This window comes from Pontibacter pudoricolor (assembly GCF_010092985.1).
GTDB lineage: Bacteria > Bacteroidota > Bacteroidia > Cytophagales > Hymenobacteraceae > Pontibacter > Pontibacter pudoricolor.
Genome location: NZ_CP048106.1, coordinates 1,166,335 through 1,189,504, shown reverse-complemented (window position 1 = coordinate 1,189,504; position 23,170 = coordinate 1,166,335). Strand labels below are relative to the sequence as shown.

The 23,170-nt window shown below is 44.9% G+C and carries 20 protein-coding genes; 13 read left to right on the top strand and 7 right to left on the bottom strand.

Annotation, left to right across the window (positions count from 1 at the left end):
- Window positions 1-33 precede the first annotated feature (33 nt).
- A complete protein-coding gene (locus GSQ66_RS18890) occupies window positions 34-231 on the top strand; it encodes a hypothetical protein (protein WP_238395822.1) in 198 nt (65 codons plus the stop codon).
- A 42-nt stretch (window positions 232-273) separates the two neighbouring features.
- Here the strand turns inward: GSQ66_RS18890 and GSQ66_RS05155 are convergent, their stop codons facing one another.
- Complete coding sequence (locus tag GSQ66_RS05155) at window positions 274-2,586, bottom strand: S46 family peptidase (RefSeq protein WP_162426480.1); 2,313 nt, start codon at window positions 2,584-2,586, stop codon at window positions 274-276.
- A gap of 402 nt (window positions 2,587-2,988) precedes the next feature.
- Complete coding sequence (locus tag GSQ66_RS05150; protein WP_162426479.1) at window positions 2,989-3,456, bottom strand: YkvA family protein; 468 nt, start codon at window positions 3,454-3,456, stop codon at window positions 2,989-2,991.
- Between the two features lie 201 nt (window positions 3,457-3,657).
- Between GSQ66_RS05150 and GSQ66_RS05145 the strand changes: the two genes are divergently transcribed.
- Entirely contained in the window at window positions 3,658-4,212 is a 555-nt protein-coding gene (locus GSQ66_RS05145; RefSeq protein ID WP_162426478.1) for an SRPBCC family protein, read from the top strand.
- A gap of 4 nt (window positions 4,213-4,216) precedes the next feature.
- Window positions 4,217-4,753: a DinB family protein gene (locus GSQ66_RS05140; RefSeq protein WP_162426477.1), complete on the top strand. Its 537-nt coding sequence runs from the start codon at window positions 4,217-4,219 to the stop codon at window positions 4,751-4,753.
- Between the two features lie 134 nt (window positions 4,754-4,887).
- Here the strand turns inward: GSQ66_RS05140 and GSQ66_RS05135 are convergent, their stop codons facing one another.
- A complete protein-coding gene (locus GSQ66_RS05135) occupies window positions 4,888-6,318 on the bottom strand; it encodes a PhoH family protein (protein WP_162426476.1) in 1,431 nt (476 codons plus the stop codon).
- A gap of 292 nt (window positions 6,319-6,610) precedes the next feature.
- On the opposite strand from GSQ66_RS05135, the gene GSQ66_RS05130 reads away from it, so the two are divergent.
- Entirely contained in the window at window positions 6,611-7,108 is a 498-nt protein-coding gene (locus tag GSQ66_RS05130; RefSeq protein WP_238395821.1) for a toxin-antitoxin system YwqK family antitoxin, read from the top strand.
- 2 nt (window positions 7,109-7,110) lie between these two features.
- Here the strand turns inward: GSQ66_RS05130 and GSQ66_RS05125 are convergent, their stop codons facing one another.
- Both GSQ66_RS05125 and GSQ66_RS05120 read right to left on the bottom strand, forming a co-directional pair.
- Entirely contained in the window at window positions 7,111-7,755 is a 645-nt protein-coding gene (locus tag GSQ66_RS05125; protein ID WP_238395820.1) for an AlbA family DNA-binding domain-containing protein, read from the bottom strand.
- Between the two features lie 123 nt (window positions 7,756-7,878).
- Window positions 7,879-8,259, bottom strand: a complete 381-nt coding sequence (locus GSQ66_RS05120; protein ID WP_162426475.1) for a DUF3127 domain-containing protein — start codon at window positions 8,257-8,259, stop codon at window positions 7,879-7,881.
- A gap of 168 nt (window positions 8,260-8,427) precedes the next feature.
- Here GSQ66_RS05120 and GSQ66_RS05115 point away from each other — a divergent pair, with 168 nt between their 5' ends.
- Complete coding sequence (locus tag GSQ66_RS05115; RefSeq protein WP_162426474.1) at window positions 8,428-9,381, top strand: isoaspartyl peptidase/L-asparaginase family protein; 954 nt, start codon at window positions 8,428-8,430, stop codon at window positions 9,379-9,381.
- Between the two features lies 1 nt (window position 9,382).
- On the opposite strand, the gene GSQ66_RS05110 is transcribed toward GSQ66_RS05115, so the two are convergent.
- Entirely contained in the window at window positions 9,383-10,276 is an 894-nt protein-coding gene (locus GSQ66_RS05110) for a cyanophycinase (RefSeq protein WP_162426473.1), read from the bottom strand.
- A 335-nt stretch (window positions 10,277-10,611) separates the two neighbouring features.
- Between GSQ66_RS05110 and GSQ66_RS05105 the strand changes: the two genes are divergently transcribed.
- A complete protein-coding gene (locus GSQ66_RS05105) occupies window positions 10,612-11,103 on the top strand; it encodes a YciE/YciF ferroxidase family protein (protein WP_162426472.1) in 492 nt (163 codons plus the stop codon).
- Window positions 11,104-11,233: 130 nt separating this feature from the next.
- Here GSQ66_RS05105 and GSQ66_RS05100 read toward each other — a convergent pair whose 3' ends face one another.
- On the bottom strand, window positions 11,234-13,132 hold the full coding sequence (locus GSQ66_RS05100; protein WP_238395819.1) for a M1 family metallopeptidase: 1,899 nt from the start codon (window positions 13,130-13,132) through the stop codon (window positions 11,234-11,236).
- A 228-nt stretch (window positions 13,133-13,360) separates the two neighbouring features.
- Between GSQ66_RS05100 and GSQ66_RS05095 the strand changes: the two genes are divergently transcribed.
- The 7 genes from GSQ66_RS05095 (at window position 13,361) to ccoN (ending at window position 23,139) form a co-directional block, all read left to right on the top strand.
- Entirely contained in the window at window positions 13,361-15,157 is a 1,797-nt protein-coding gene (locus GSQ66_RS05095; RefSeq protein ID WP_238395818.1) for a L,D-transpeptidase family protein, read from the top strand.
- A 24-nt stretch (window positions 15,158-15,181) separates the two neighbouring features.
- Window positions 15,182-15,712 carry a plastocyanin/azurin family copper-binding protein gene (locus tag GSQ66_RS05090; RefSeq protein WP_162426471.1) on the top strand — a complete coding sequence of 177 codons (531 nt, stop codon included), beginning with the start codon at window positions 15,182-15,184 and terminating at the stop codon, window positions 15,710-15,712.
- Between the two features lie 604 nt (window positions 15,713-16,316).
- On the top strand, window positions 16,317-16,742 hold the full coding sequence (locus tag GSQ66_RS05085; RefSeq protein WP_162426470.1) for a helix-turn-helix domain-containing protein: 426 nt from the start codon (window positions 16,317-16,319) through the stop codon (window positions 16,740-16,742).
- A gap of 156 nt (window positions 16,743-16,898) precedes the next feature.
- Complete coding sequence (locus GSQ66_RS05080) at window positions 16,899-17,609, top strand: Crp/Fnr family transcriptional regulator (RefSeq protein WP_238395817.1); 711 nt, start codon at window positions 16,899-16,901, stop codon at window positions 17,607-17,609.
- 360 nt (window positions 17,610-17,969) lie between these two features.
- Window positions 17,970-20,375 carry a heavy metal translocating P-type ATPase gene (locus tag GSQ66_RS05075; protein ID WP_162426469.1) on the top strand — a complete coding sequence of 802 codons (2,406 nt, stop codon included), beginning with the start codon at window positions 17,970-17,972 and terminating at the stop codon, window positions 20,373-20,375.
- Between the two features lie 129 nt (window positions 20,376-20,504).
- Complete coding sequence (gene ccoS / locus GSQ66_RS05070) at window positions 20,505-20,708, top strand: cbb3-type cytochrome oxidase assembly protein CcoS (protein ID WP_162426468.1); 204 nt, start codon at window positions 20,505-20,507, stop codon at window positions 20,706-20,708.
- 238 nt (window positions 20,709-20,946) lie between these two features.
- The gene (gene ccoN / locus GSQ66_RS05065) at window positions 20,947-23,139 is read left to right on the top strand and encodes a cytochrome-c oxidase, cbb3-type subunit I (protein ID WP_162426467.1); all 2,193 of its coding nucleotides are present in this window, start codon (window positions 20,947-20,949) and stop codon (window positions 23,137-23,139) included.
- The last annotated feature ends 31 nt before the right edge of the window (window positions 23,140-23,170 follow it).

Below are 23,170 nucleotides of genomic sequence, written 5' to 3'. Positions count from 1 at the left end.
GTTCTTAGAAAGAACAGGAGCATTTTAAAACAGTTGAGCCCCGGAGGAAAGACAACAGTCAGAAGAGATGTTTTACTACAGTTCGGTTTTGACTTTAACTACCACACCCACCTGTACCGAACCCGGCAAGGCAACACCTATCACTTTTGCTACGATTATGGCTACCTGTTGCTGGAAGATGATAGAGTACTGATCGTAAGCCAGCAGAACTATAAAAAAAGCCCCGCCTAAACTATAGGCGGGGCTTTTGGTAACTATAAACTATAGCTGTGCTTAATTTACTTCAGCAGCTTCTTTTTTCCTCTTTTTAGCTTTTTTAGCTTCTTTCTCCAGTTTGCGTTTCTCTCTCTTAGAAAGCTCTTTGGCTGGTTCAGCTGTTTTGCGGGCATCTACCTGCGGCAAACCTGATGTGTTGTCAGTTACCAGTGTCATCTCTTTTACAAGGTGGCCGGCGCCGGCAAATTTATCAACTATAAACAGCATGTAGCGGGCATCTACGGCAATGTTACGTACCTGGTCCGGGTTGTATGCGATGTCGCTCATAGTACCTTCCCAGTTACGGTCGAAGTTAGTACCAATCAGCTGACCATTGGCATTGATAACCGGTGAGCCAGAGTTGCCGCCTGTTGTGTGGTTAGAGGCTATAAAGCCAACCGGCATTTCGCCATTCATACCATACGGACCATAATCTTTCTTCTCGTATAGTTCGCGCAGTTTTTCAGGTATCACGTAATCTTCTACGCCGGTCATGGCTGCCTTCTCCATAATGCCTTCCAGGGTAGTGTAGTAGTTATACGTTACGCCATCCAGCGGTTCGTAAGGCTCTACTTTACCGTAAGCAACGCGCAGGGTAGAGTTAGCATCCGGGTAGAACTTTTTATCCTGTTGCATGGCACGCAGTGCGGTAATATACTTTCTGTACAGCAGGTTCAGGTTGTCGTTAACAGCTGTATAGGTTGGCAATACCTGCGTGCGGTAATGTGTATCAATGGCGTTGGAAAGGGCAAAAGCAGGGTCATTTTTCAGTACATTGGTTTTACCAGCTTTCACATCTGCTAACAGCTTATTTACACCTGCTTCAGAAGTTAACTTGGATTTGCTGTATACCTCATCAGCCAGTTTTGTAAAGTCGCCTTTGGTTCTGGCACCTGCCGTTCTCACAGCTTCCGGCAGCAGCTTCTTGTCAAGGTCGTTGTAGTACATGCTCATCAGCGCAGCAAAAACTTTCTTGTCGGTTGGCGCATTAAAGTTCTTAAAGAAACCGGCAGCTCCTTTTTCAAGCTTCTCAGCCTGGGAGTTTATTTCTGCCTGTGGTGCTTTCGCATCTATCATCTCCTGCAGCTTACCGAAGCCGCTGGCGTAACGGATCAGCTCAATACCGTTGGCTGCCTCCATAATATAATCGCGGGAGATCGTGATGCCATCCAGTGCTTTATAGTTCTTCTCAAACTCAGCCATCAGGTTGCCATATTCCTGCTTACGCGCAGGGTCAGCATTTACCCAGCTCATAAACTGGCGCTCCAGTTCCTGCTTTTTCTCGATGGCATTCGCTTTTTTAAGTCCGCGGTTCTCACCGGTCCACTTTTTCCAGTAGTTGGCAATGCTTGCATACTTGGCCGCATACTGAATACGAACCGCATCAGAAGCTTTCATATCCTTATCAAGTATCTGCAGTTTTGTATCGCGGATTTTTATCTTGGCAGGGTTAGAAACTTCATAGATCTCTTCAATAGCGTGTGAGGTAAGATACTCGTTAGTTCGCCCCGGGAAACCAAATACAAGCGTGAAGTCATTCTCCTTTACGCCGCTAAGCGAGATAGGCAGGTGATGTTTCGGCTTGTAAGGCTTGTTGTTAGGTGAGTACTCTGCCGGCTCGTTGTTAGGGCCTGCGTAGATACGGAACAGCGAGAAGTCGCCGGTATGGCGCGGCCACATCCAGTTATCGGTATCGCCACCAAACTTACCGATAGACGATGGCGGCGCACCAACCATACGGATGTCTTTGAACGTTTCGGTGATGTACATATAATACTCGTTGCCATAGAAGTAAGGCTTTATAACAGCATCATAATGCGTGCCTGCCGTAGATTCTTTGGCAACTTTAGCTATGTTCATCTGAATGATGGCTTCACGTTCCGCTTCGGTTTTAGCGGCATTAGCGCCGGCTAAAATCTGCTTGGTCACGTCTTCCATGCGAACTATAAAAGTAGCGGTAAGTCCCGGGTTTGGAAGCTCCTGCTCTTTTGTCATTGCCCAGAAACCCTTGGTCAGGTAATCGTTCTCAACAGTACTGTGTTGCTGTATCTGGCCGTATCCGCAGTGGTGGTTGGTGAGCAATAGACCTTCCGAAGAGATCATTTCGCCGGTACAAAATCCGCCAAACGATACGATGGCATCTTTCAGGCTGGACTGGTTTACACTATAAATGTCGTCTGCAGAGAGCTTCAGGCCCTTTTTCTGCATATCAGACTCGTTTAGCTGCTTCAGAAGCATAGGTAACCACATGCCTTCGTCGGGACGGGCGGAGCTTATTCCTACACTTAACCAGGCAGCTGCTATAAAAGCAAAAATGCGTTTGCTGATCATGAGTGAATGTATAGTTGTTAAAAGTTTGATTGCCTGAAATTACTCTAAAGTTGGGAAGTTAGAAAGTTAAAAAGTTAGAAAGGTGAGTTAATGAAGGTAGAAAGTTTAGAAGTTAGAAGGTTAGAAAGTATAGAAGTGTGTAAGTTGAAAGTGAAGGTGTAGAATAATAAAACTAAACTATAGCTATAAAGGCCCCTGCATTTCTGCAGCGGCCTTTATACTTCATCTGAAGTTAGAGAATGAGCTTGTTTAGGATTTATAGTTTCTGAGGTAGAAAACGAGCCATTGTCAGGTTTTTAACCAACAACCAGACAATCAGGTTAGGTTTACTTGCTGGTGAAAACACGCGGCAAAGGCGTACATTATAGGCAGGTAAAACATTAAACAGCTTCAATTTCTAACTTACAAACTCTCTAACCTTTTAACTTCATCAACTCCCAAACTCTCTGTCTTTCCCTGCTCCCAGGCTCTGAAGTTGGTTATCTCTTTGTGGAAAGCATCTACAAACCAGGCCATCAGACTGATATCATCCAGCAACCCCAGCACAGGTATAAAGTCCGGAATAAGATCTAAAGGCGTAACCAGGTATAAAAGCACGCCAACACCCACCAGCAACGACTTGTTCGACACTGCCCGGTAGTTTCCATTGGTGTAGGCTTTTACCAGCCTGATAAAGGTCTGCATAATATCTTTTACCTGAGCAAAGCCACTTTCCGAACTGCTAGTATCCAGAAGTTTATCATATGCAGTAGTCAGGAGCATGGCCAGTTTAGCAGGCTTACCCAGAAAACCGCCTGCTTTGGTAACAAACCGACGGAAAATGGCATGTTGCGACAGGCGTAGTCCTTTTTGTATTAAATCCTGTATCATAATTTCTTATTATTTCTGTTAAATGCTTTACTCTACGGATTAGCAGTTGTAAAAGCTGCTTTGGAAGGTTTTAAGGCTGTTATACAGAAACTATAAAATATATATGCCCCGCCTATTGATTTGCATCAGATACTTGTTTTAACTTGGTGTATAAAATCAAACAATAGTACAACCATATAATTTATTAATGCTGTTATTCTTATGAAGCTATTGTTACGTTTTGCTGTTATGCTGATGGTGCTGGCTGCTATTATTTTCGGAGGAGCTACGCTGCTGCCTGACCAGATAGAGGTAAAGCAAACTATAGTTATAAACGCCACACCCGACCAGGTTTTCCCTTACCTGAACAATACCAGCAACTGGAAGCGCTGGAGCGCCTGGAATATGACCAACGACCCGAGCCTGATCTACCTGTATGGCGGTCCGGTTAGCGGGGCAGGAGCACGCCAGAACTGGAATGGCGACAAAGTAGGTAACTGGCATATGTTATTTACCCAAAGTACCGCTCCAGATAGCCTGACCTATGAACTGAAGCAGGAAGGACAAACTATAAAATCTATCGGTAGCTTTGTGTTGCAAAAAACCGACGCTGGTACCATGGTTACCTGGTCCCAGACAACACCACTTGAAGATAACCCTTTGGCTTTATACAAAGGAGCATGGCAGAACTATAGAACCGAACAGCAAATACTGGAAAGCCTGGCAAATTTAAAGTCACTGGTTACCGATACGCAACTGAATACCGCTAAAAAATAAAACGATGACATTAACTATAAAAAGACCACTCCAGAACGAATATCCGGCTTACTATCTGCCTTATGTAAATCAGGTTCCTGAGAATGTAGACATCATGCAGACACTGGAAGATCAGTTGTCGGAAATACCTGAACTGTTAGCAGCTATCGATGACACCAGGGCAGAAGAGGCATATGCCGAAGGCAAGTGGACTATTAAAGAGCTGTTGCAGCACATGCTCGACTCGGAAAGGATATTTGCCTACCGTGCCCTTTGCATTGCCCGGGGTGAGCAGGCTTCGCTGCCGGGTTTTGATGAGAACATGTATGCAGAGAACTCCATGGCCAATGAGCGGCAGCTAAAGGATATCCTGGAAGAGTATGACCTGGTACGGAGGTCTAACCTGTGCATGTTCCGCGGCTTCGACTCGGGTGCATTGGACAATGTTGGTACGGCCAACAACAAGCAGATAACGCTACGCGGATTAATCTATGTTATAGCCGGCCACGAACGTCACCATATCAATATCCTTAAAGAGCGCTACCTGAAGCTCACCGCATAATTGGTACAAACTTTAACTATAGCATCTTTAAACTATAAAAAAGTAAAAGCCGCAGCTATAAAACAGCTGCGGCTTTTACTTTTTAACTCTCTAACTCTCTAACTCTCTAACTCACAAACTCTCTAACTCCTTAACTATAAAAGTTCATTGGCCAGGTTTGCAAGTTCTGAGCGTTCGCCTTTCGTTAATGTTACGTGGGCATAAAGCGGGTGATTCTTAGCACGATCTATCAGGTAAGATAAACCATTGCTTTGTGAATCAAGGTAAGGCGTATCGATCTGGTAAATGTCTCCGGTAAAGATAATCTTGGTGTTTTCGCCAGCCCTGGAAATTACCGTTTTCACTTCATGCGGGGTCAGGTTCTGGGCTTCGTCAACTATAAAAAAGATGTTGGACAAACTACGGCCACGAATATAAGCCAACGGCGTGATCATAAGTTTTTCCAGCTCCACCATATCCCGTATCTTCTGGTATTCCTTGCTATTCTCTGCAAACTGGTTTTGTATGTATTTCAGGTTGTCCCAGAGGGGCTCCATGTAGGGGTTAAGCTTTGATTTAATATCTCCGGGCAGGTAGCCGATGTCTTTGTTGCTTAACGGAACTATAGGCCGTGCCAGGTAAATCTGCTTATAGTCCCGTCGCTGCTCCAGGGCACTTGCCAGTGCAAGCAGCGTTTTGCCTGTACCTGCCACACCTTGTATCGAAACCAGCTTGATGTTAGGGTTTAAAAGGGCATGCAAGGCAAATGTTTGCTCGGCATTGCGGGGCTTCACTCCAAATGCCGCCTGTTTGTCTACCCGCTCCAGCAGCTTTTCTGATGCATTGTAAAACGAGAGGATCGAATTTTTAAAGCTTTTCAGGATAAAGAAGTGGTTATCTGCCGGGGGAGCAGGCATTACCTTATCAACTTCACAAACGCCTTTCTCATACAATTCGTTTACAAGGTTGGGTGGTACATCCTCCAGGGTGTCGTTACCAGTGTACAGGCCGGCCACATCCTGTATCTTACCCGTTTCATAGTCTTCCGATATCAGGTTAAGGGCGCGGGCTTTAAGGCGCAGGTTTATATCTTTGGTTACCAGTACTACTTTGCGGTCGGGCTGTTCCTGTTGTATCTGCAGGGCAGAGTTCAGTATATGATGATCGTTCTTATCGCCGAACACTTTCACGGCATCCAGGGTCACACTCTCATTCATTACCACTCTAAAGCTGCCTTTGGTCTTACCGTTTAACGGTATCCATTCCTGCAGTTTGTGCTCTGCGGAGAGCTTATCAATAAAACGGATAAACTCGCGGGCTTCAAAGTTCTTGATATCATTGCCTTTCTTAAAGTTATCCAGTTCTTCGAGTACAGTAATGGGTATGGCTACATCGTGTTCCTGAAAGTTTTGGATAGCGCTGTGGTCATAAAGTATAACGGAGGTATCCAGTACAAAAACTTTACGATCGGTTGCCTTAATTGCTTTTCCTTTAGCACTTGTCGGGCGTACGCGGCTGGCTGTATTAGTGGTATGAGTCGTTTTGGTCGTTTTTTCTTTTGCGGTTGCTGTGGTTGCTTTCGGCATAAGGTCTTGGTTAAGGGTTAAAACCAAATAAACTGCGCATAGTTGGTTGGCAGTGTGTTTAGCTCCGGCGCACTTTTCAGTTCCGGGCATTTTTATGTAGTGTACGTCAAACCTGGCCTGCCGTTAATGCCTTTTATAGTATTTCTGCTATAGTTTGAGGGGCTAATTTTGTAGCTGGAAAAGGGATTTGTACAGGTGGTTGGTAATGAGGTTGTTATTAATAACTAAAAATTTAGTTATACTGTAAAATATTATTATATTTCTGTCGTGTTACTATAAAAGCCTGCTACCTATGAACAAGAACTTACTGTTAATCCTGCTGCTTTTTGTAGCGCCTGTTATAGTGCATGCACAAGCAGAAATCAATAAAACAACACCTGTAAAGGTTAAGAAATGGTACCATTTTTTCAGAACCAATGCCTTTGATAAAGAAGGTGCCTACCACGGCCGCTGGAAAATTTACATTAATAACGATCAGGACCTGGTACGGAATGGCCGTTTCAGGCATGGAAAGGAAGTAGGCATCTGGCGTTACTATTATCCCGGTGGCGGTATATATATGGTAGAAAAGCACAAGTGGCGCTCCGGTGATATTCAGGTAAGAAAATACCATGAAAATGGGAACCTGGCCAGAACAGGGCAGGCTAAAATGATAAGCAACGAAGAGGAAGCGCATTACTATTGGGAAGGGGTGTGGCAGGTGTACGATGAACAGGGCAATTTTACACATACCGAAACCTACGTGAAGGGTCACCTGCTTACTAAACAGGCACAGCCTATAGGGCAATAATATTAGCTTAAAGTATAGTAATCTTCTTTTTCTTTATCGTGGAGGCGCAGATAGCCGTGTATCACCAGTTTTACCAGGATGCGGTGTGCCCGTCTCTCAGAAAGATTGGCAGCTTTCATATACTGCTTCAGGGTAAGGCGGGGCTGTTTTTGCAATAGCGACAGGGCTGCATTCTCGTGCCGGTCAAGCGGCAGTTGTTCAAACTGTGGTTCTTCGTGCTCCAGCACTTTGTTTACCATTTTACTGGTCTGCACACTGGTGTCTTTAACTCGCACATAGCCACGCCAGTCATCGTCCTTTACTTTCGCAAAATGTGGCTTCTGCTGGCTTTCCGGTATAGTTACTTTTAATACCGTGTGGTGATCAACTTCTATCTCTTCGTAGGTAAGGGCAACAGGAGGGTCGCAGTAAAAGCTGGCTGCCAGCTGCAGGGTATGTTTTTCTTCTTCCGGGTCTACGCCACAAACTTCACCGTTATCTTTAATGCCGATCAGGATCGTGCCGCCCCGGGTATTGGCGAACGAAACCATAGTCCGGGCAATTTTTTCTGGTTGGGTGACACGCTGTTTAAAATCTACCTGGTCATTTTCGCCCTGCCAGATAAGGCGCTGGAGTTCATCCATAAAAATGAATTTTGGCTTTGGCATGATGCAAAAACTATAGTGCTGGTGCGCGTGTGTTTTACTATACTTTACGTGAAAGGTTAGGCCGGGTACTTATAAAAAAAGCGGGCTTTGGGCCCGCTTTTCTCTATGGTATTTTGCCTTTGCTTAGAAAGGCAGGTCGTTATCTGCATCAGATGAATAGAACGTAGGAGCCTGATTTTGTGCAGGAGCCGAAGCAGGCGCACCGCCGAAGTTACTACCACCGGCATTAGCAGCCTCAAGTCTCCAGGCCTGCAGGTTAGTAAAATATAAGGTCTCACCATTTTTTACAAAAGGCTTACCTGATAAGTTGAAAGAAACCTTTACTTCCTGTCCTTTCTGGAACTGGTCTAGCAGGCTGCACTTATCCTGAGTTAGCTGGAACTTAGCGTACTGGGTATAAGAACCATCCGGAATCTCGAGAACAAACTCGCGCTTTCTGAATTTATCACTAACCTGGTTTTCCGCGAAAATTTCGTGCAGTTTTCCTTGGATATCAAACGACATAATTTCTGTATTTTTATTTAGTAACTAAAAACAAAGATACTAAATTCCGATTTGAGTTAAGTGTTTTTTCGCGGTTTAGGTGTACTTTTTTTGTAAACTGCGCTCCATCCTTAACTGTGACTGGCTTGCATCGTAAACCAAGTTAAATTGTACCAAAATAAACTATAAATGGGTAACTATTCTATCGCCATTCATGGAGGGGCAGGCACCATAACGCCATCATCCATGACACCCGCCCTGGAAGTGAAATATAAAGAAGCCTTACATCAAGCTATAGATCGGGGAAGCAACATACTGGCCGCAGGCGGAAAAGCGCTTGATGCCGTGCAGCAAGCCGTTGAAGTGCTGGAAAATACACCGTTATTTAATGCAGGTAAAGGCTCTGTATTTACAAAACACGGCATGCATGAGATGGATGCCGCAATTATGTGTGGTAAAACCCTGCAGGCCGGTGCAGCAGCAGGAGTGTATAGCATTAAAAACCCGGTCTCGCTGGCAAGAGAAATCCTCGAACATTCGGACCACGTGTTTATGAGCGGCTATGGCGCGGAAGAGTTTGCCCGCAAGCAGCGTATAGAATTTGCTGCTGAAGACTACTTTTTTGACATGTTCCGGTATAAGCAATGGTGCGAAGTAAGGGACTCTAACATATTTATGCTGGACCACACCGTGGGCGATGAGAAGTTTGGTACGGTAGGGGCTGTAGCCCTGGATATGGACGGAAACCTGGCGGCAGCTACCTCGACCGGCGGAATGACCAACAAAAACTATAACCGCATTGGCGATACACCTGTAATCGGGGCAGGAACTTACGCAAACAACGAAACTTGCGCCATTTCGTGTACCGGCCATGGCGAATACTTTTTGAGGGCAGTAGTAGCCTACGATGTTTCGTGCTTAATGGAATACAAAGGCTATAGTTTGCAGCAGGCCTGTGAAAAGGTGGTGATGGATAAACTCGTGCGTTTTGGTGGCGAAGGCGGTTTAATAGCCGTTGATGCGCTGGGCAACATCGCCATGCCCTTTAACTCCGAAGGAATGTACCGAGCCTGCCAGACCAGTAATAAACCGCCTATAGTTGCCATCTATAAAAATGAAATAAAGGCTGTAGGCAAACTATAGTTTAGCGCTGCGTAGTCTGTACCAGATTCTGTTGCAGGGTAAGTTCGTCTTTAAAGAACTCCCTGGTTTCTATGTTAAACACGTTGCCTTTTGCCAGCACATGCATCACCAGTTTTTCTATGGAGATGGGACGGCCTTCCGGAACATCGTGCACGTTGGTATAATTAACGCTATGGCCATCCACTATAACTACCAGGTTTGATCCTATCGTTTCAATCAGGTCTCCTTCTGTTATCAGCACGCCCGTATCTTCTCCCAACCCAATTCCGATGGTTTTCGGGTGTGTTACTACCGCTTCGATCAACCTTCCGAAGCGCCCACGCACTACAAAGTGAGAGTCGATGATCACGCCATCTATAAAACCCAGGCCATGAGACATTTTAACGGAGCCTCTCAGCAACGATTCCGGGGCACTTCCGCCTTTAATCATAATTTTAGACATCGCCATGGCACCGGCACTTGTCCCGGCAACTACAAACGGCTCTTCCTGATATCTTTTCCTCATGATGTGAAGAAATTCTGTGTCTCCGAATATCTGCGTTAAGCGTTGCTGATTACCGCCGCTCATCATTACGCCGTCGGCTTTGCTGATGCGTTCCAGGTATTCAGGTAGGAGGGCGTCTTCTTCGTTACGGATGTGCATTAACCTGGCGTTTTCGGCACCTAAGATACCGAAAGCACTCATGTAACGTTCACCTACTTCTTCCGGAATAAGCGAAGCAGTTGTTATGACTTCTATGTGCGGGTTTTTTACCGGAATTTCCTGTATAAAGCGCTTCAGAATGCCCAGTTCAAAAAAATCGAGGTAGTATTTTTTCTTCGACTTAGGGTTAGGGTAGGTTCCTTTGTCTTCGTTTCCGCCAACTGCAATCAGCTTTCCTTTAGGTTTCTCCACAGTTACTCTTTTATGATTTTATGCTAATGATCTATTTCATACGGTTTAGTTACAGTTTACGTGCCACAACAACCGTACAGCTATCAGACTTTACCATTATGGTGGTATTTCGTTGCAAAACGGGGTTAAAAAAGCATTTCTGTAGTTCCCATAATCTTTAAGGTATATGATCTGTCTGAGATATATGTAAAGTTATATATATTATTTAACAGGGGTGCTTAAAGTAGTTGTTTGCTAAATTTAATTATAATTTGCTTAACCATCAGGTCGGCTCCGCGTATAGTAACTCCACAAGCTCGTAAAAGAATTTGTAAGACGCTAAACCTTTCCAAGCTATGAAACTAAACAACTTAAATGATCTCCTGATCCATGAACTGAAGGATATTTACAACGCTGAGCAGCAAATTACAAAGGCGTTGCCTAAAATGATGAAGGCAACATCTTCTAACCAGCTGAAGAAGGCTTTTGAAGATCACCTGAAGGTAACCGAACAACAGATAGAGCGCTTGGAAAAAGTGTTTGAACTGATGGGCGAAAAAGCCAAAGGGGAGAAATGCAAAGCCATGGAAGGCATTATCCGTGAAGCTGAGTCGATGATGGAGGAGAAAGCTGATGCCAGTGTAATGGATGCGGCCCTTATTGCATCTGCACAGCGTGTAGAGCATTACGAAATAGCAGCTTATGGCACTGTTTGCACGTATGCAAAGCAGCTGGGTATGAACGATGTACTTAAATTACTTTTGAGAACCTTAGATGAGGAAAAGAAAACAGATGAACTGCTGACAACTATAGCCGAAAGCTCGGTTAATATTAAAGCAGAGAGATAATCTAATCAAAACACAAAACTCTGTTGTTTCGCCGGGCTCCCCAAGCAGGTCAGAAAGCCACAGAGTACACATAAAAGAAGCCCAGCCGTTTATGGCTGGGCTTCTTCTTTTTAACTATAGTTTATAGTTTCTATTTCAGCATTTCATCCAGCGTAACAGTAGATACAGCATGGTAATTAGGGCGGGCTTTGGCATAAATAGCCAGTGCTTTCTTTTTACCTTCCGGCGTTGCAGCTAATGCTTTATAAATAGGCACCAGGAACTTACGACGACCCACATTGGTCAGGAAGCTTTCCAGGGCTTTATCGGCCGTGCTATAGTTGTTGTGGATTGCATGAATAAACCAGGCAGCCAAAACCTCAGAATTGCCCGAGTTGGTAAAGTTAAAGGCTTTGTCCAGGTCCTGCATCTGCTGCTGGCTCATTTGTTCAGGCAGCATGCGTATAAAGTGCAGCCATTCGTGGCTCGACCAGTCTTTGGTTGTAAGCTGGGCGGCAGGTTTACCATTCTTCCAGGCTTTGAAAGTTTCTTCTACCTGCGCAAATCGTTCTGAAGTTGGCTTTACGTGATTTTCAGGTAAGCCCGGCGTAAATACCCAGCCCTCAATGTTTATCTTTTCAGCCAGTGCTTCATCTCCTTTGATCAGTTCTTTACGCAGAAAATCCAGGAATTTATCAGTGTCGGTGCTCTGGAATGCGAAGGTGTTAAAGTATTTGTTCACGAACTCATCAAAACGCTCCCGGCCTACGGCCATCTCGATGTGGTGCAGGAACAGGTTACCTTTTTCATAGGCAATATCCGTTAAGCCTTCGTCCGGGTCACGGCCTTCCAGGTCCAGTTTAAGCCTTGTGTCTTCGCTTTCAGCGCCAAGCTCTTTTATCGTATTTGTCAGGTCCTGGTAGCCCAGTACGGCCAGCATGTCAGCGTAAGGTTTGCCGTATAGTTCTTCCATAATGCGGCGCTCGAAATAAACGGTAAAGCCTTCGTTCAGCCAAAAGTCGTTCCAGGTGGCGTTGGTAACCAGGTTGCCGCTCCAGCTATGGGCCAGTTCATGGGCAATAAGGCTGGTAAGCGATCTGTCTTTGGCTAACACGGTAGGTGTAACAAAGGTTAGTCTTGGGTTTTCCATGCCACCAAACGGGAACGATGGCGGAAGTACCAGCAGGTCGTAACGATCCCAGCGGTATTTGCCATAGATCTTTTCAGCAGCCACCAGCATCTTGTCCATCTCGGCAAACTCGTAAGCGGCGGCTTCTATAGTTGCAGGTTCAGCGTAAATACCAGTCTGCGGACCAACTTCCCTGAAAACCATGTCACCCACAGATAAAGCCATCAGGTAAGAAGGTATCTGCTGCTTCATCTGGAAATTGTAAATCCCGTTAGCGTTCTTCTGCATTGGATTTTCGGCACTCATAACAGCCATCAGCTCCTTAGGTACCTGCACTTTGGCGTTATAGGTAATGCGTATGCCCGGGCTGTCCTGTATCGGAATCCAGGTGCGGGCCAGAATCGCCTGCGACTGTGTGAACAGGAAAGGATATTTTTTACCGGCAGTCTGTTGCGGGTTCAGCCATTGCAGGGCTGCTGCATCCGGCGATGTTTTATATTGTATCGTTACGCGTTTGGTTTCGGGCTTTATAGTTACGTAAAGCGGCTGGCCTAAAACGTTATCAGTTTCGCCTAACCTGAAAGTGGTTTCTTCCCTGTTATCTCCCAGATAAACTTTTTCTATCTGCAGGCCACGCGTATCAAAAATGATCTCGTTACCTTTTGCCAGGTTGTCGATGTTGTAGCTGGCAGTTCCGCTTATAGTTTTCGTATCAAAGTTGACGGCAATATCCAGGTCCAGGTGGCGGGCTACCGCTTTGGTTGGTTCGGCGTAGCTGTGCACATCTTCGGATACCTGTTGTTGTGCCTGTTGTGCTGTGGTCATAGTTTCGGTGTTAGTTGTGTTTTGCGTGGTGCAGGCGGTTAGGTGCAGGCTTCCGGCCATTCCTAAACCGAGTAAATATTTCTGATAAGGCTTCATACGTATCTGGTTGCTTAAACGGGTAAGTTAAGGATTTCATAATTACTATAAAAACCTTACCAATTTCAGCGCATACATGGTACGGGAGCATTCCTGCTACAACTACAGGTGGCAGTCCAGGAGGGGCACATGCTTATAACTTTTTAACTAAAATTGAAGTACATAAAGCAAAACAGCCTGATAATCAACTCAAGCTTGTTTTAAAATTGTATTATAAACAGATTGCTCTTGAACTATATACACCAATTGCAACGGTATACCCCAAATCCGAATCACATGAACCCTTATCATTCTAAATCAAAAATTTTCTATCCTTTTATAGTTCTGCTGCTACTGTTCGTTTTCTCTTCCTGCAATAAGTCAGGCGATAAGAACGATGGTAACGGTAGCAAAATAGGAGAGATGCTAGGCATAAAAGAATTGCCGCAAGCCATCACCGACAGCCTTTATATTAAGGAATATGTTAGCAAAGAACCTGCGTTTAAAGCATACGCCGACCTTATGTACCTTTTTTATGGGGAGAGAGATTATGCATTGGCCTGGTTCCGGGATAATGAGCTGGTGCCGGAAGCACAGAAATTTTTAGCTACCCTGGATGATGCTTCTAAAGAAGGCCTGGACCCCAAAAAATATAAGCTGGTAGATTTTAATACGCTGTTTAAAAAATACGAGGATATGAGCGGACAGGACTCAGCCCGCTTAGAGCTGCAACAGCAAATAGATGTTGGGCTTACCGCGTCGTATTTTAACTATGCATCAGACTTCTACCGTGGCCGTGTTAATCCCGGCGAAGTAGGCTCTATAGACTGGAACATAAAAAAGAATAAGATAAAGCTGCATAAAGCGCTGCAAACCATCTTAAAAGAGCGTGAAAGCACTTACCCGTATTATGAATTCGAAGCTCTGCATAAAGGCTATAAAGATCTCCGCGAAACGTTGCAGCAGTACAGAGAGCTGCAGGAAAAAGGAGGCTGGGCTAAAGTGGAACTGGGCAAAGCGAAAGTACTGCAGAAAGGGGACACAGCCGCAGCGGTTATTCAGCTTCGGAAACGCCTGAACCCGGGCAGTGTTATCAACGTGAACGACCCGAAGATGCGTCTGTTTGATGATGCCCTGGTTGCGCAGGTCAAAGAGTTTCAGCGATTGCATGGCCTGGGAGAGGATGGAAAAGTGGGCGGTAATACCCTACGCATGATGAATGTGCCTATAGAGGACCGAATTCAGCAGATAATGATGAACATGGAGCGCTGGCGCTGGATACCGAAACGACTGGTGCCAAAAAGCCTGGATCAGAAATACATCTGGGTTAACATACCAGAGTTTAAACTTTACATGTACGAAGACCCCGATAACGACCCTGAGGCCGAAAGAGCCTATAAAAAGACCTTTGAAATGAAAGTAATTGTGGGTAAAGAGCTCAACTCGACCCCTATTTTTAGTGATAAAATGGAATTTATAGTGCTGTCCCCTTACTGGAACGTACCAAACAGTATCGTTGAAAAAGAAATAAAGCCGGCCATGCTGCGTAACCCGAATTACCTCGAGGGCGCTGATATGGAAATTGTAACGAAAGAAAAGAACCCGAAGCCTATTTCTGCATCGAGTATAGACTGGGCAAGTGTTACCGAGAAAAACTTCCCCTATATGGTGCGTCAGCGTCCGGGGCCAACAAACTCATTAGGTAACATCAAGTTCCTGTTCCCGAACTCTTACAATGTGTACCTGCACGACACGCCTGCTGATGCGCTGTTTAACCAGACCGAGCGCGGATTCAGCCATGGTTGTGTACGGTTGGAAAAACCTCTTGAACTGGGCGAATACCTCTTAAAAGATATGCCGGAGTGGAACAGACAGCGCATGCTCCAAACTATAAAAGATGGAGAGGAAACCTGGATCACGTTGCCTAAAAAGCTGCAGGTGTACCTGGTTTATTTTACAAGCTGGGTTGATGATGAGGGAAAGGTTCATTTCCGGGATGATATCTATGGACATGATAAGAAACTGGCTAAAGAGTATTTTGGCTAAGCCAGAGCCAGAAAGGAGCAGATCATGAAAAGAATAGCTCAAATACTAACTATAACACTTGTTTTTGCTTTAGCGTCGTGTGGCAGTGACACCAGTGAAGTGGGTGTACTAAAAGAAAAAATGCATGACAGCGTATCTGTACCTGTAAAGAAGGTAGTTTCCGATACGACCTTACAGCCAACTGTGGAAATTGTGCTGCGAGCAACCGGAGAGGAAGTTAAGGACATGGTTTTTGATCAGGATACACTGGAAGTTGACAAAGACTCACTTGTAAAATTGACCCTGATAAATGAGGGGACAGACCTGAATGCTATACATAATTTTGTGGTAGTTACAGAGGGCATGTCGGAAGCGGTGGCTAAAATAGGAGCGGAGATTGGTCCGCCCGGGAATTACATACCGGATAGTAAACATGTATTAGCTGCAACTCCACTGGCTCTGCCCGGCCAAACTATAGCACATGAATTTAAAGCTCCGCCACCCGGTGTCTACGATTTTGTTTGTACCTACCCGGATCACTGGCAAAAGATGCATGGCAAATTTATTGTGAAATAAAGGATAAGTATATTTTTAAAACTGCAATGTCTTCAGAATACAGTTCGAAGGCCTTGCAGTTTTTTTATGTACTATAGTTTGGCTTATGTTTTAAAAGTACAAAAAGCAAAGCGTAAAATAAGCTACTGTTTATAGTTTATAGCCAGGTTTTATAGTTGCATGAATTATAGCAGCTAATGTGTCAGGTTGTAAAAGCTAAAGCTATAGTTTGAGATAGTGTGATAATGCTTTATAGTTGAGTGTTTTAGCGTATTGTGGATAACTCGCTTTATCCACAATACGGCTTTCAGGAGAGTGACATAGTGGCAGAGGTGCTGAATCCTATAGTTGTTGCCAGTCAGTCAGTTAACAAAACCTCTTATTTCTTAACTTCATTGTAGTTAGAAAAGAATCTGTCTATTAGCTATAGTTTACAAATGTATATACAAATGTAAATTATAGTTTGTGTATTGAATAATATAGTCCTTAAATCGTTGTTAATAAGGCGAGTAACTTCTAATTGTGAACTTGTTGTTTAACTGTTGAATGACTTTATAAATATAGCGGGCTTGTTATTTTATCAGCATCATGTTACATTTGTTAAACATGGTAGCTATAGTAGTTTATGGTTGAGAGGATCAGGCAGTTAATAGAATATACAGGACTTTCTTCGTCTCAGTTTGCAGACCGGATTGAAGTACCGCGTGCCATCCTGAGTCATATACTGAGTGGCAGGAACAAACCCAGCCTGGATGTAATCCTCAAAGTGATAGGTAACTATAGAACTATAAACCCTGATTGGTTACTGCTTGGAGAAGGTGAAATGCTAAATAAAATAGCAGCCCCGGTTGCACCGGAAATACCTGTACCTATAGTTGAGCCGATTCCTGAAGCGCCTTACCAGGCCGCCGAGCCCATGCGCGAAAAAGTACAAAATACTGCTGCTCCTCAAACTATAACAATGGCCGACTTAAAACAGGAGAAGACGGTGAAGCAGATCGTATTCTTTTATACAGATAATACATTTTCGGTTTATGGGCCGGAAAGCTAAGAAACAGCAGGTTAGGGCGCGGCCACAAACTATAGTTCTGTTAACCTATTTAAACCCGGGCAGATGCTCTCCAGGAACGTTTACTAAAAAAAGGCTGTTGCTTGGCTTAGGATATATGGTGCTAATGCTTACTTTTACAGCACCATTCGAAATTGTATGATGAAATTCTCAGCGCCAGATTGTATGAACTGCGCATCCAGGAAGCATTCGCTACTGGGTTGCTGTAAGGGCAATGAGTTAGAAGATGTAAGTGCTACTAAATCTTGCTTCACTTTTAAAAAAGGACAGGTTATTTTCCATGAGGGCACCAGGCCTTCGGGCTTGCATTGCATTAACTCGGGTAAGGTAAAAGTCACCAAAATGGGTAGCGATGGGAAAGAGCAGATCATACGTTTGGCGAAGCCAGGTGATGTGGTAGGCTACCGCGCGCTAATGGCTGATTCTAACTATTCGGCTTCGGCAGTGGCGCTGGATGATGCAGTTGTTTGCTTTATTCCTAAATCGCAGTTCCTGGAGCTTATTTCATCCAATGTGGAGTTTTCCGGTGGGTTGATGAAGCTATTCTCGAAAGCACTTGGTGAAGCAGAGGAACGGATGGTGCAGATGGCTTATAAGCCTGTAAGAGAAAGGTTGGCAGAAGCCCTGCTGCTTTTACAGAAAACCTACCAGCAGCAACCGGAAGTAGAAGACAAATTTACGATCTCTATTTCCAGAGAAGACCTGGCATCTATAGTTGGTACTGCCAAAGAGACCACTATCCGCCTGTTATCAGAATTTAAAGACGAAAGCATCATTACCACCAAAGGCAGCAGCATTACTATTCTGGATCCTGAAAAGCTCTACAAGATCTGTCACCTTTACGATTAAGCAAACAACTATAGTTTGAATATAAAAACAAAAGGCAGGCTCATAAAAGCCTGCCTTTTCTGTTTTAGTATCCCACTACAGATACTACTTTTCACCTATACTAAACTTTAAAACAAAACACCTAATATTCCTTGAGTTTGCAACTATAGCATAGTTGCCTGTAAACTGCCTTTCCCTCTTTGCAACATTACCTGCTCAAACTTTAAAGCCTAAGCATATTTCCCTAGCGTTTACATTACAAATGTCCTGGCATTTCAGGTAATATCCAGTGATATCAATCACCCCTAAAACTGACCCTTATCATCATTTCCGGAAGGCCTTCCATCTACCTTTGCAAAAGACCATAAATAGAAAATTGAGATGGAAGCCGCACTCCAAACCAATGTTCAGACATGCTACCATTGCGGGGATTCCTGCGTGGATGAGCTGATAATAGCAGACGAAAAAGCATTTTGCTGCACGGGCTGTAAGAACGTTTACGAACTTTTAGAAGAGAACAATCTCTGCAACTACTATAACTTGGAGGAGAACCCGGGTATTACGGGCAAAAAGCCTGTTGTAGAAAGCCGGTTTGCTTACCTGAATGATGCCGGTGTAGAAGCCCAACTGATCAGCTTTAAAGATGATAACATCTGCAAGATCACGTTTTATACTCCGCAGATGCACTGTAGTTCGTGTATCTGGCTGCTCGAAAACCTTTTCAAGTTAAATTCCGGCATTTCAGAGTCAACTGTTAATTTCCTGCGCAAAGAAGTTTCTCTTACTTACTTCTATCAGAAAATAGCGTTGCGTGAGGTGGTTACCCTGCTTACGCGCATTGGCTACGAGCCGGAAATTACGCTGGCTGATACCAATGGCAAGAAAACTTCAAAGCCAAGCCGCACGCTCATCTATAAACTGGGCATTGCAGGTTTCAGCTTTGGCAACGTCATGCTGCTGGCCTTCCCGGATTACCTTGCCTTTACCGAAGGGTTACAACGTACTTTTGGCTCTTTCTTTGGATATCTGAGCTTTTTGCTGGCAATTCCGGTGTTCTTTTATAGTGCGCGTGGCTTCTTTTCATCCGCCTGGGAGGGTATCCGGCAGCGTATGGTAAACATTGACCTGCCTATTGCCACAGGCTTACTGGCTTTGTTCTTTACCAGCATTTACCAGGTAGTCTCCGGCACAGGCCCGGGCTATTTCGACTCATTTACCGGTCTCGTGTTTTTTATGCTGATCGGTAAATATTTCCAGCAAAAGACCTACGATACGCTTTCTTTCGACAGAGATTATACGTCCTATTTCCCGGTATCTGTAACTGTGCTGAAAGAGAACGGCGACGAAGAAGCAGTAGCTGTACGCAACCTGACAGTGGGTGACCGTATCCGTATCCGCAACCAGGAGCTTATTCCTGCCGATGCGATGCTGCTTCGTGGCACAGCCCTGATAGACTATAGTTTTGTGAGCGGTGAATCGGAGCCAGTTGAGAAAGTAATGGGAGAGGTGATTTATGCCGGTGGCCGACAGGTTGGCGAAAGCATAGAGCTGGAAGTGGTGAAGGAAGTATCGCAGGGGTACCTGACCCAACTATGGAACGACAGCGTTTTCTCTAAGGAAGAGAGCACAAGTGTAAATACCTACGCCAATATTGCCGGTAAGTGGTTTATTATAGTTACGATGCTGGTTGCAGCGGGTGCTCTCATCTACTGGGTTCCCCGCGACATGGAAATGGCCATGCGTGCCTTTACTTCGGTGCTGATCATTGCCTGCCCTTGTGCGCTTTCGCTGGCTACCCCATTTGTGCATGGCCACACCCTGCGCGTTTTCGGCAGAAACAAGTTTTACCTGAAGAACACTGCTGTAGTAGAAACGCTGGCTAAAATAGATGCGGTTGTTTTTGATAAGACAGGTACGCTTACGGAGCCAAGCGCAGCAGAACTGAACTATACCGGCAAAACGCTTACAACAGAGCAGGAGCAAACTATAAAATCAGTGTTAAGCCACTCGACGCACCCATTGAGCCAGCGCATTTTCCAGAGTTTGAACGGCGAAACTATAGCTGTTGAGAACTTCCAGGAGTTTGCAGGAAAGGGACTTGTTGGCGAGGTTAACGGAAATATAGTTCGGATCGGATCTGCCTCATACATAGGGGTTAAAGCTGATTCTGTTAAAGACACACTTAAAACAACCGTTTATGTTTCCTTTGATGGGGTTATCCTGGGGTATTATACCTTCTTCAACGTTTACCGCCAGGGCCTGAAGGATATCCTGCATGATCTGAAAGATAAAAAGCTGGCGGTACTTTCCGGTGACAATGACCACGAGGAAGCACGCCTGAAAGAACTGTTGGGCAAAGAGGCCGAACTCAACTTTAACCAAAGCCCTGTGCAGAAACTGGAATACATACAGCATCTGAAGAAACAGCAACACCAGGTAATGATGGTGGGAGATGGATTGAACGATGCTGGGGCACTTCGTCAAAGTGATGCGGGTATAGCGCTTACTAATAGCATTACCAACTTCTCGCCGTCCTGCGACGCTATTCTGGATGCCACTGCTTTTGAAAAGCTGAGTAAGTTCCTGAAGTTCTCTAAAACTACTATGATGCTGATCCTGCTGACCTTCGCGGTGTCGCTGGTCTATAACGTGATTGGCCTGACCATGGCCGTAATGGGACTGTTTACCCCGATCGTTTCTGCTATCCTGATGCCGATCAGTACACTCAGCGTGATGACTTTTGCAACACTCTCAGTAAAGTTCGCTGCCAGAAGAGCAGGATTATAATGATTAATGAAGGAATGACTAATGATTAATAAGTGAATAAGATTGAGCGAAAGATACTACTCTTTATTCATTACTAATTAATCATTCGCGTCACTCTCTAACTCCCAAACTCTTTAACTCTTAACTACTATGTATATCATCTTTTTAATGATCGCAGTGAGTGTAACAGTAGCTACAGCGTTTCTCCTGGCGTTTTTATGGGCAGTTCGCTCCGGCCAGTACGACGACGACTATACGCCGGCTGTGCGCATGCTCTTCGATAACGAGGTAACAACTAAAAGCAGTAAAAAATCAAAGGAAGAGCAAAGCATAGGAAAGAGTCTTCAGCCATAAAGCTATAGTTAAGAGTTAGTTACATGCAGTATGGTTGAGCTTAAACTATAAGTTAGCTCACTCTTAAACTCCTTAACTCAAACCTCATTAACTATAGTGGCTGATATCAATCACCAACTGAAATGACATTAATCATCTTTTCCTGACGTATGGCTGCGGAAATTTGTACCCATAGTTCAATGCCGAAAATAACAAATCAAACACATACAACACTTAAACAAAATGGAGGACACCGCACATGTCAACTAATGTAGCTGAAGTCTTAGAAAATGCGCCCGATAAGCTAAAGCCGAAAGGCAGAGGCACGGGAGAAACCGAAACGTTCTTTTATGATAACAAGATCGTACGGGATTTTGGTATAGCCACTGTATTCTGGGGTATTGCCGGTATGCTGATAGGAGTGATCATCGCCTTTCAGCTCGCAAACCCAGACATGAACATGGGTACGCAGTATACCACTTTTGGCCGTGTAAGACCATTGCACACCAACGCTGTTATATTCGCCTTTGTGGGTAATGCCATCTTTATGGGTGTTTATTACTCCTTACAGCGCCTTTGCAAAACCAGGATGTATTCAGATCTTCTCAGCAAGATCAACTTCTGGGGCTGGCAGTTAATTATAGTTTCTGCAGTAATTACCCTTCCGCTGGGCATGACCACATCTAAAGAGTATGCTGAGCTGGAGTGGCCTATAGACATCGCTATCACGCTTATATGGGTAGTTTTTGGCTGGAACATGTTTGGCACACTTGCCAAGCGCCGCGAAAAGCACATGTACGTTGCCATCTGGTTCTACATCGCCACCTTCCTGACAGTTGCTGTGTTGCACATCGTAAACTCATATGAGATGCCGGTTAACCTGTTCAAGAGTTACTCTGGTTATGCAGGTGTGCAGGATGCGCTGGTACAGTGGTGGTATGGCCACAACGCGGTTGCGTTCTTCCTGACAACGCCGTTCCTGGGCCTGATGTATTACTTCCTGCCTAAGGCTGCCAACCGTCCGGTTTACTCTTACAGATTATCTATCATACACTTCTGGTCGCTGATCTTTATCTACATCTGGGCTGGTCCGCACCACTTGCTTTACACTTCGTTACCTGACTGGGCACAGTCGCTGGGTGTTGTGTTCTCGGTAATGCTGCTTGCTCCGAGCTGGGGTGGTATGATCAATGGTTTGCTTACACTGCGTGGCGCCTGGGATAAAGTTCGCGAAGAGCCTATCCTGAAGTTTATGGTGGTGGCTATTACAGCATATGGTATGGCTACGTTCGAAGGCCCTATGCTTTCTTTAAAGAACGTGAACGCTATTGCCCACTTTACTGACTGGATAGTAGCGCACGTACACGTGGGAGCACTTGGCTGGAATGGCTTCCTGACATTTGCCATGCTGTACTGGTTGTTCCCACGCCTTTACAAAACTGAGCTTTTCTCTAAGAAGCTGGCAAATGCCCACTTCTGGTTAGGTACGCTTGGTATTCTTTTCTATGCCATCCCGATGTACTGGGCTGGTTTCACACAAGGCTTAATGTGGAAACAGTTCACTGCAGAAGGTACGCTACAATATTCTAACTTTCTGGAAACAGTGCTTCAGATCGTGCCGATGTATTACCTGCGTGGTATTGGTGGTATCTTCTACCTGAGCGGTGTGTTCCTGATGATGTACAACCTGTACAAAACTGCCAAATCAGGCAAACTGGAAGCGAACGAAAGAACAGAAGCACCTATAGTTGTGCAGTCTGTATCTAGTAACTCCGGTCACTGGCACTCGTGGATCGAGAAGCGTCCGACGCAAATGGCTATATGGGCAACTGTTGCGATCCTGATCGGTGGTCTGGTAGAGTTTATCCCGGCATTCGTTATCAAATCTAACGTGCCAACTATAGCCAGCGTGAAGCCTTACACTTCGCTGGAGTTACAAGGCCGTGACTTATATATCAAAGAAGGTTGCGTTAACTGCCATACTCAGATGGTTCGTCCTTTCAGGTCAGAAACAGAGCGTTACGGGGAGTACTCTAAAGCAGGTGAGTTCGTGTATGATCACAACTTCCTGTGGGGCTCTAAGCGTACCGGTCCGGATCTTCACAGAGTGGGAGGCAAGTATCCGCACAGCTGGCACTATCACCACATGATGGATCCAACTTCTATGTCGCCGGGCTCTATTATGCCAGCATACCCATGGTTGTTTGAGCAGGAAGTTGACCAGAGCACCACAGAAGACAAATTGCGCGTGCTGAAGCAACTGGGTGTGCCTTACGAAGATGACTATATCGCTAACTCTAACGAAGAGTTGATAAAGCAGGCTAAAGGCATCTCAGCTGACCTGGCAAAAGAAGGTATTGAAGTGAAGCCTGAGAAAGAGATCGTTGCCCTGATTGCTTACCTGCAGCGCCTAGGTACTGATATTAAGGTGAAAACGGAAGAAGTAGAATAATTAACCTGATAAAAGACTACATGACAAAGGA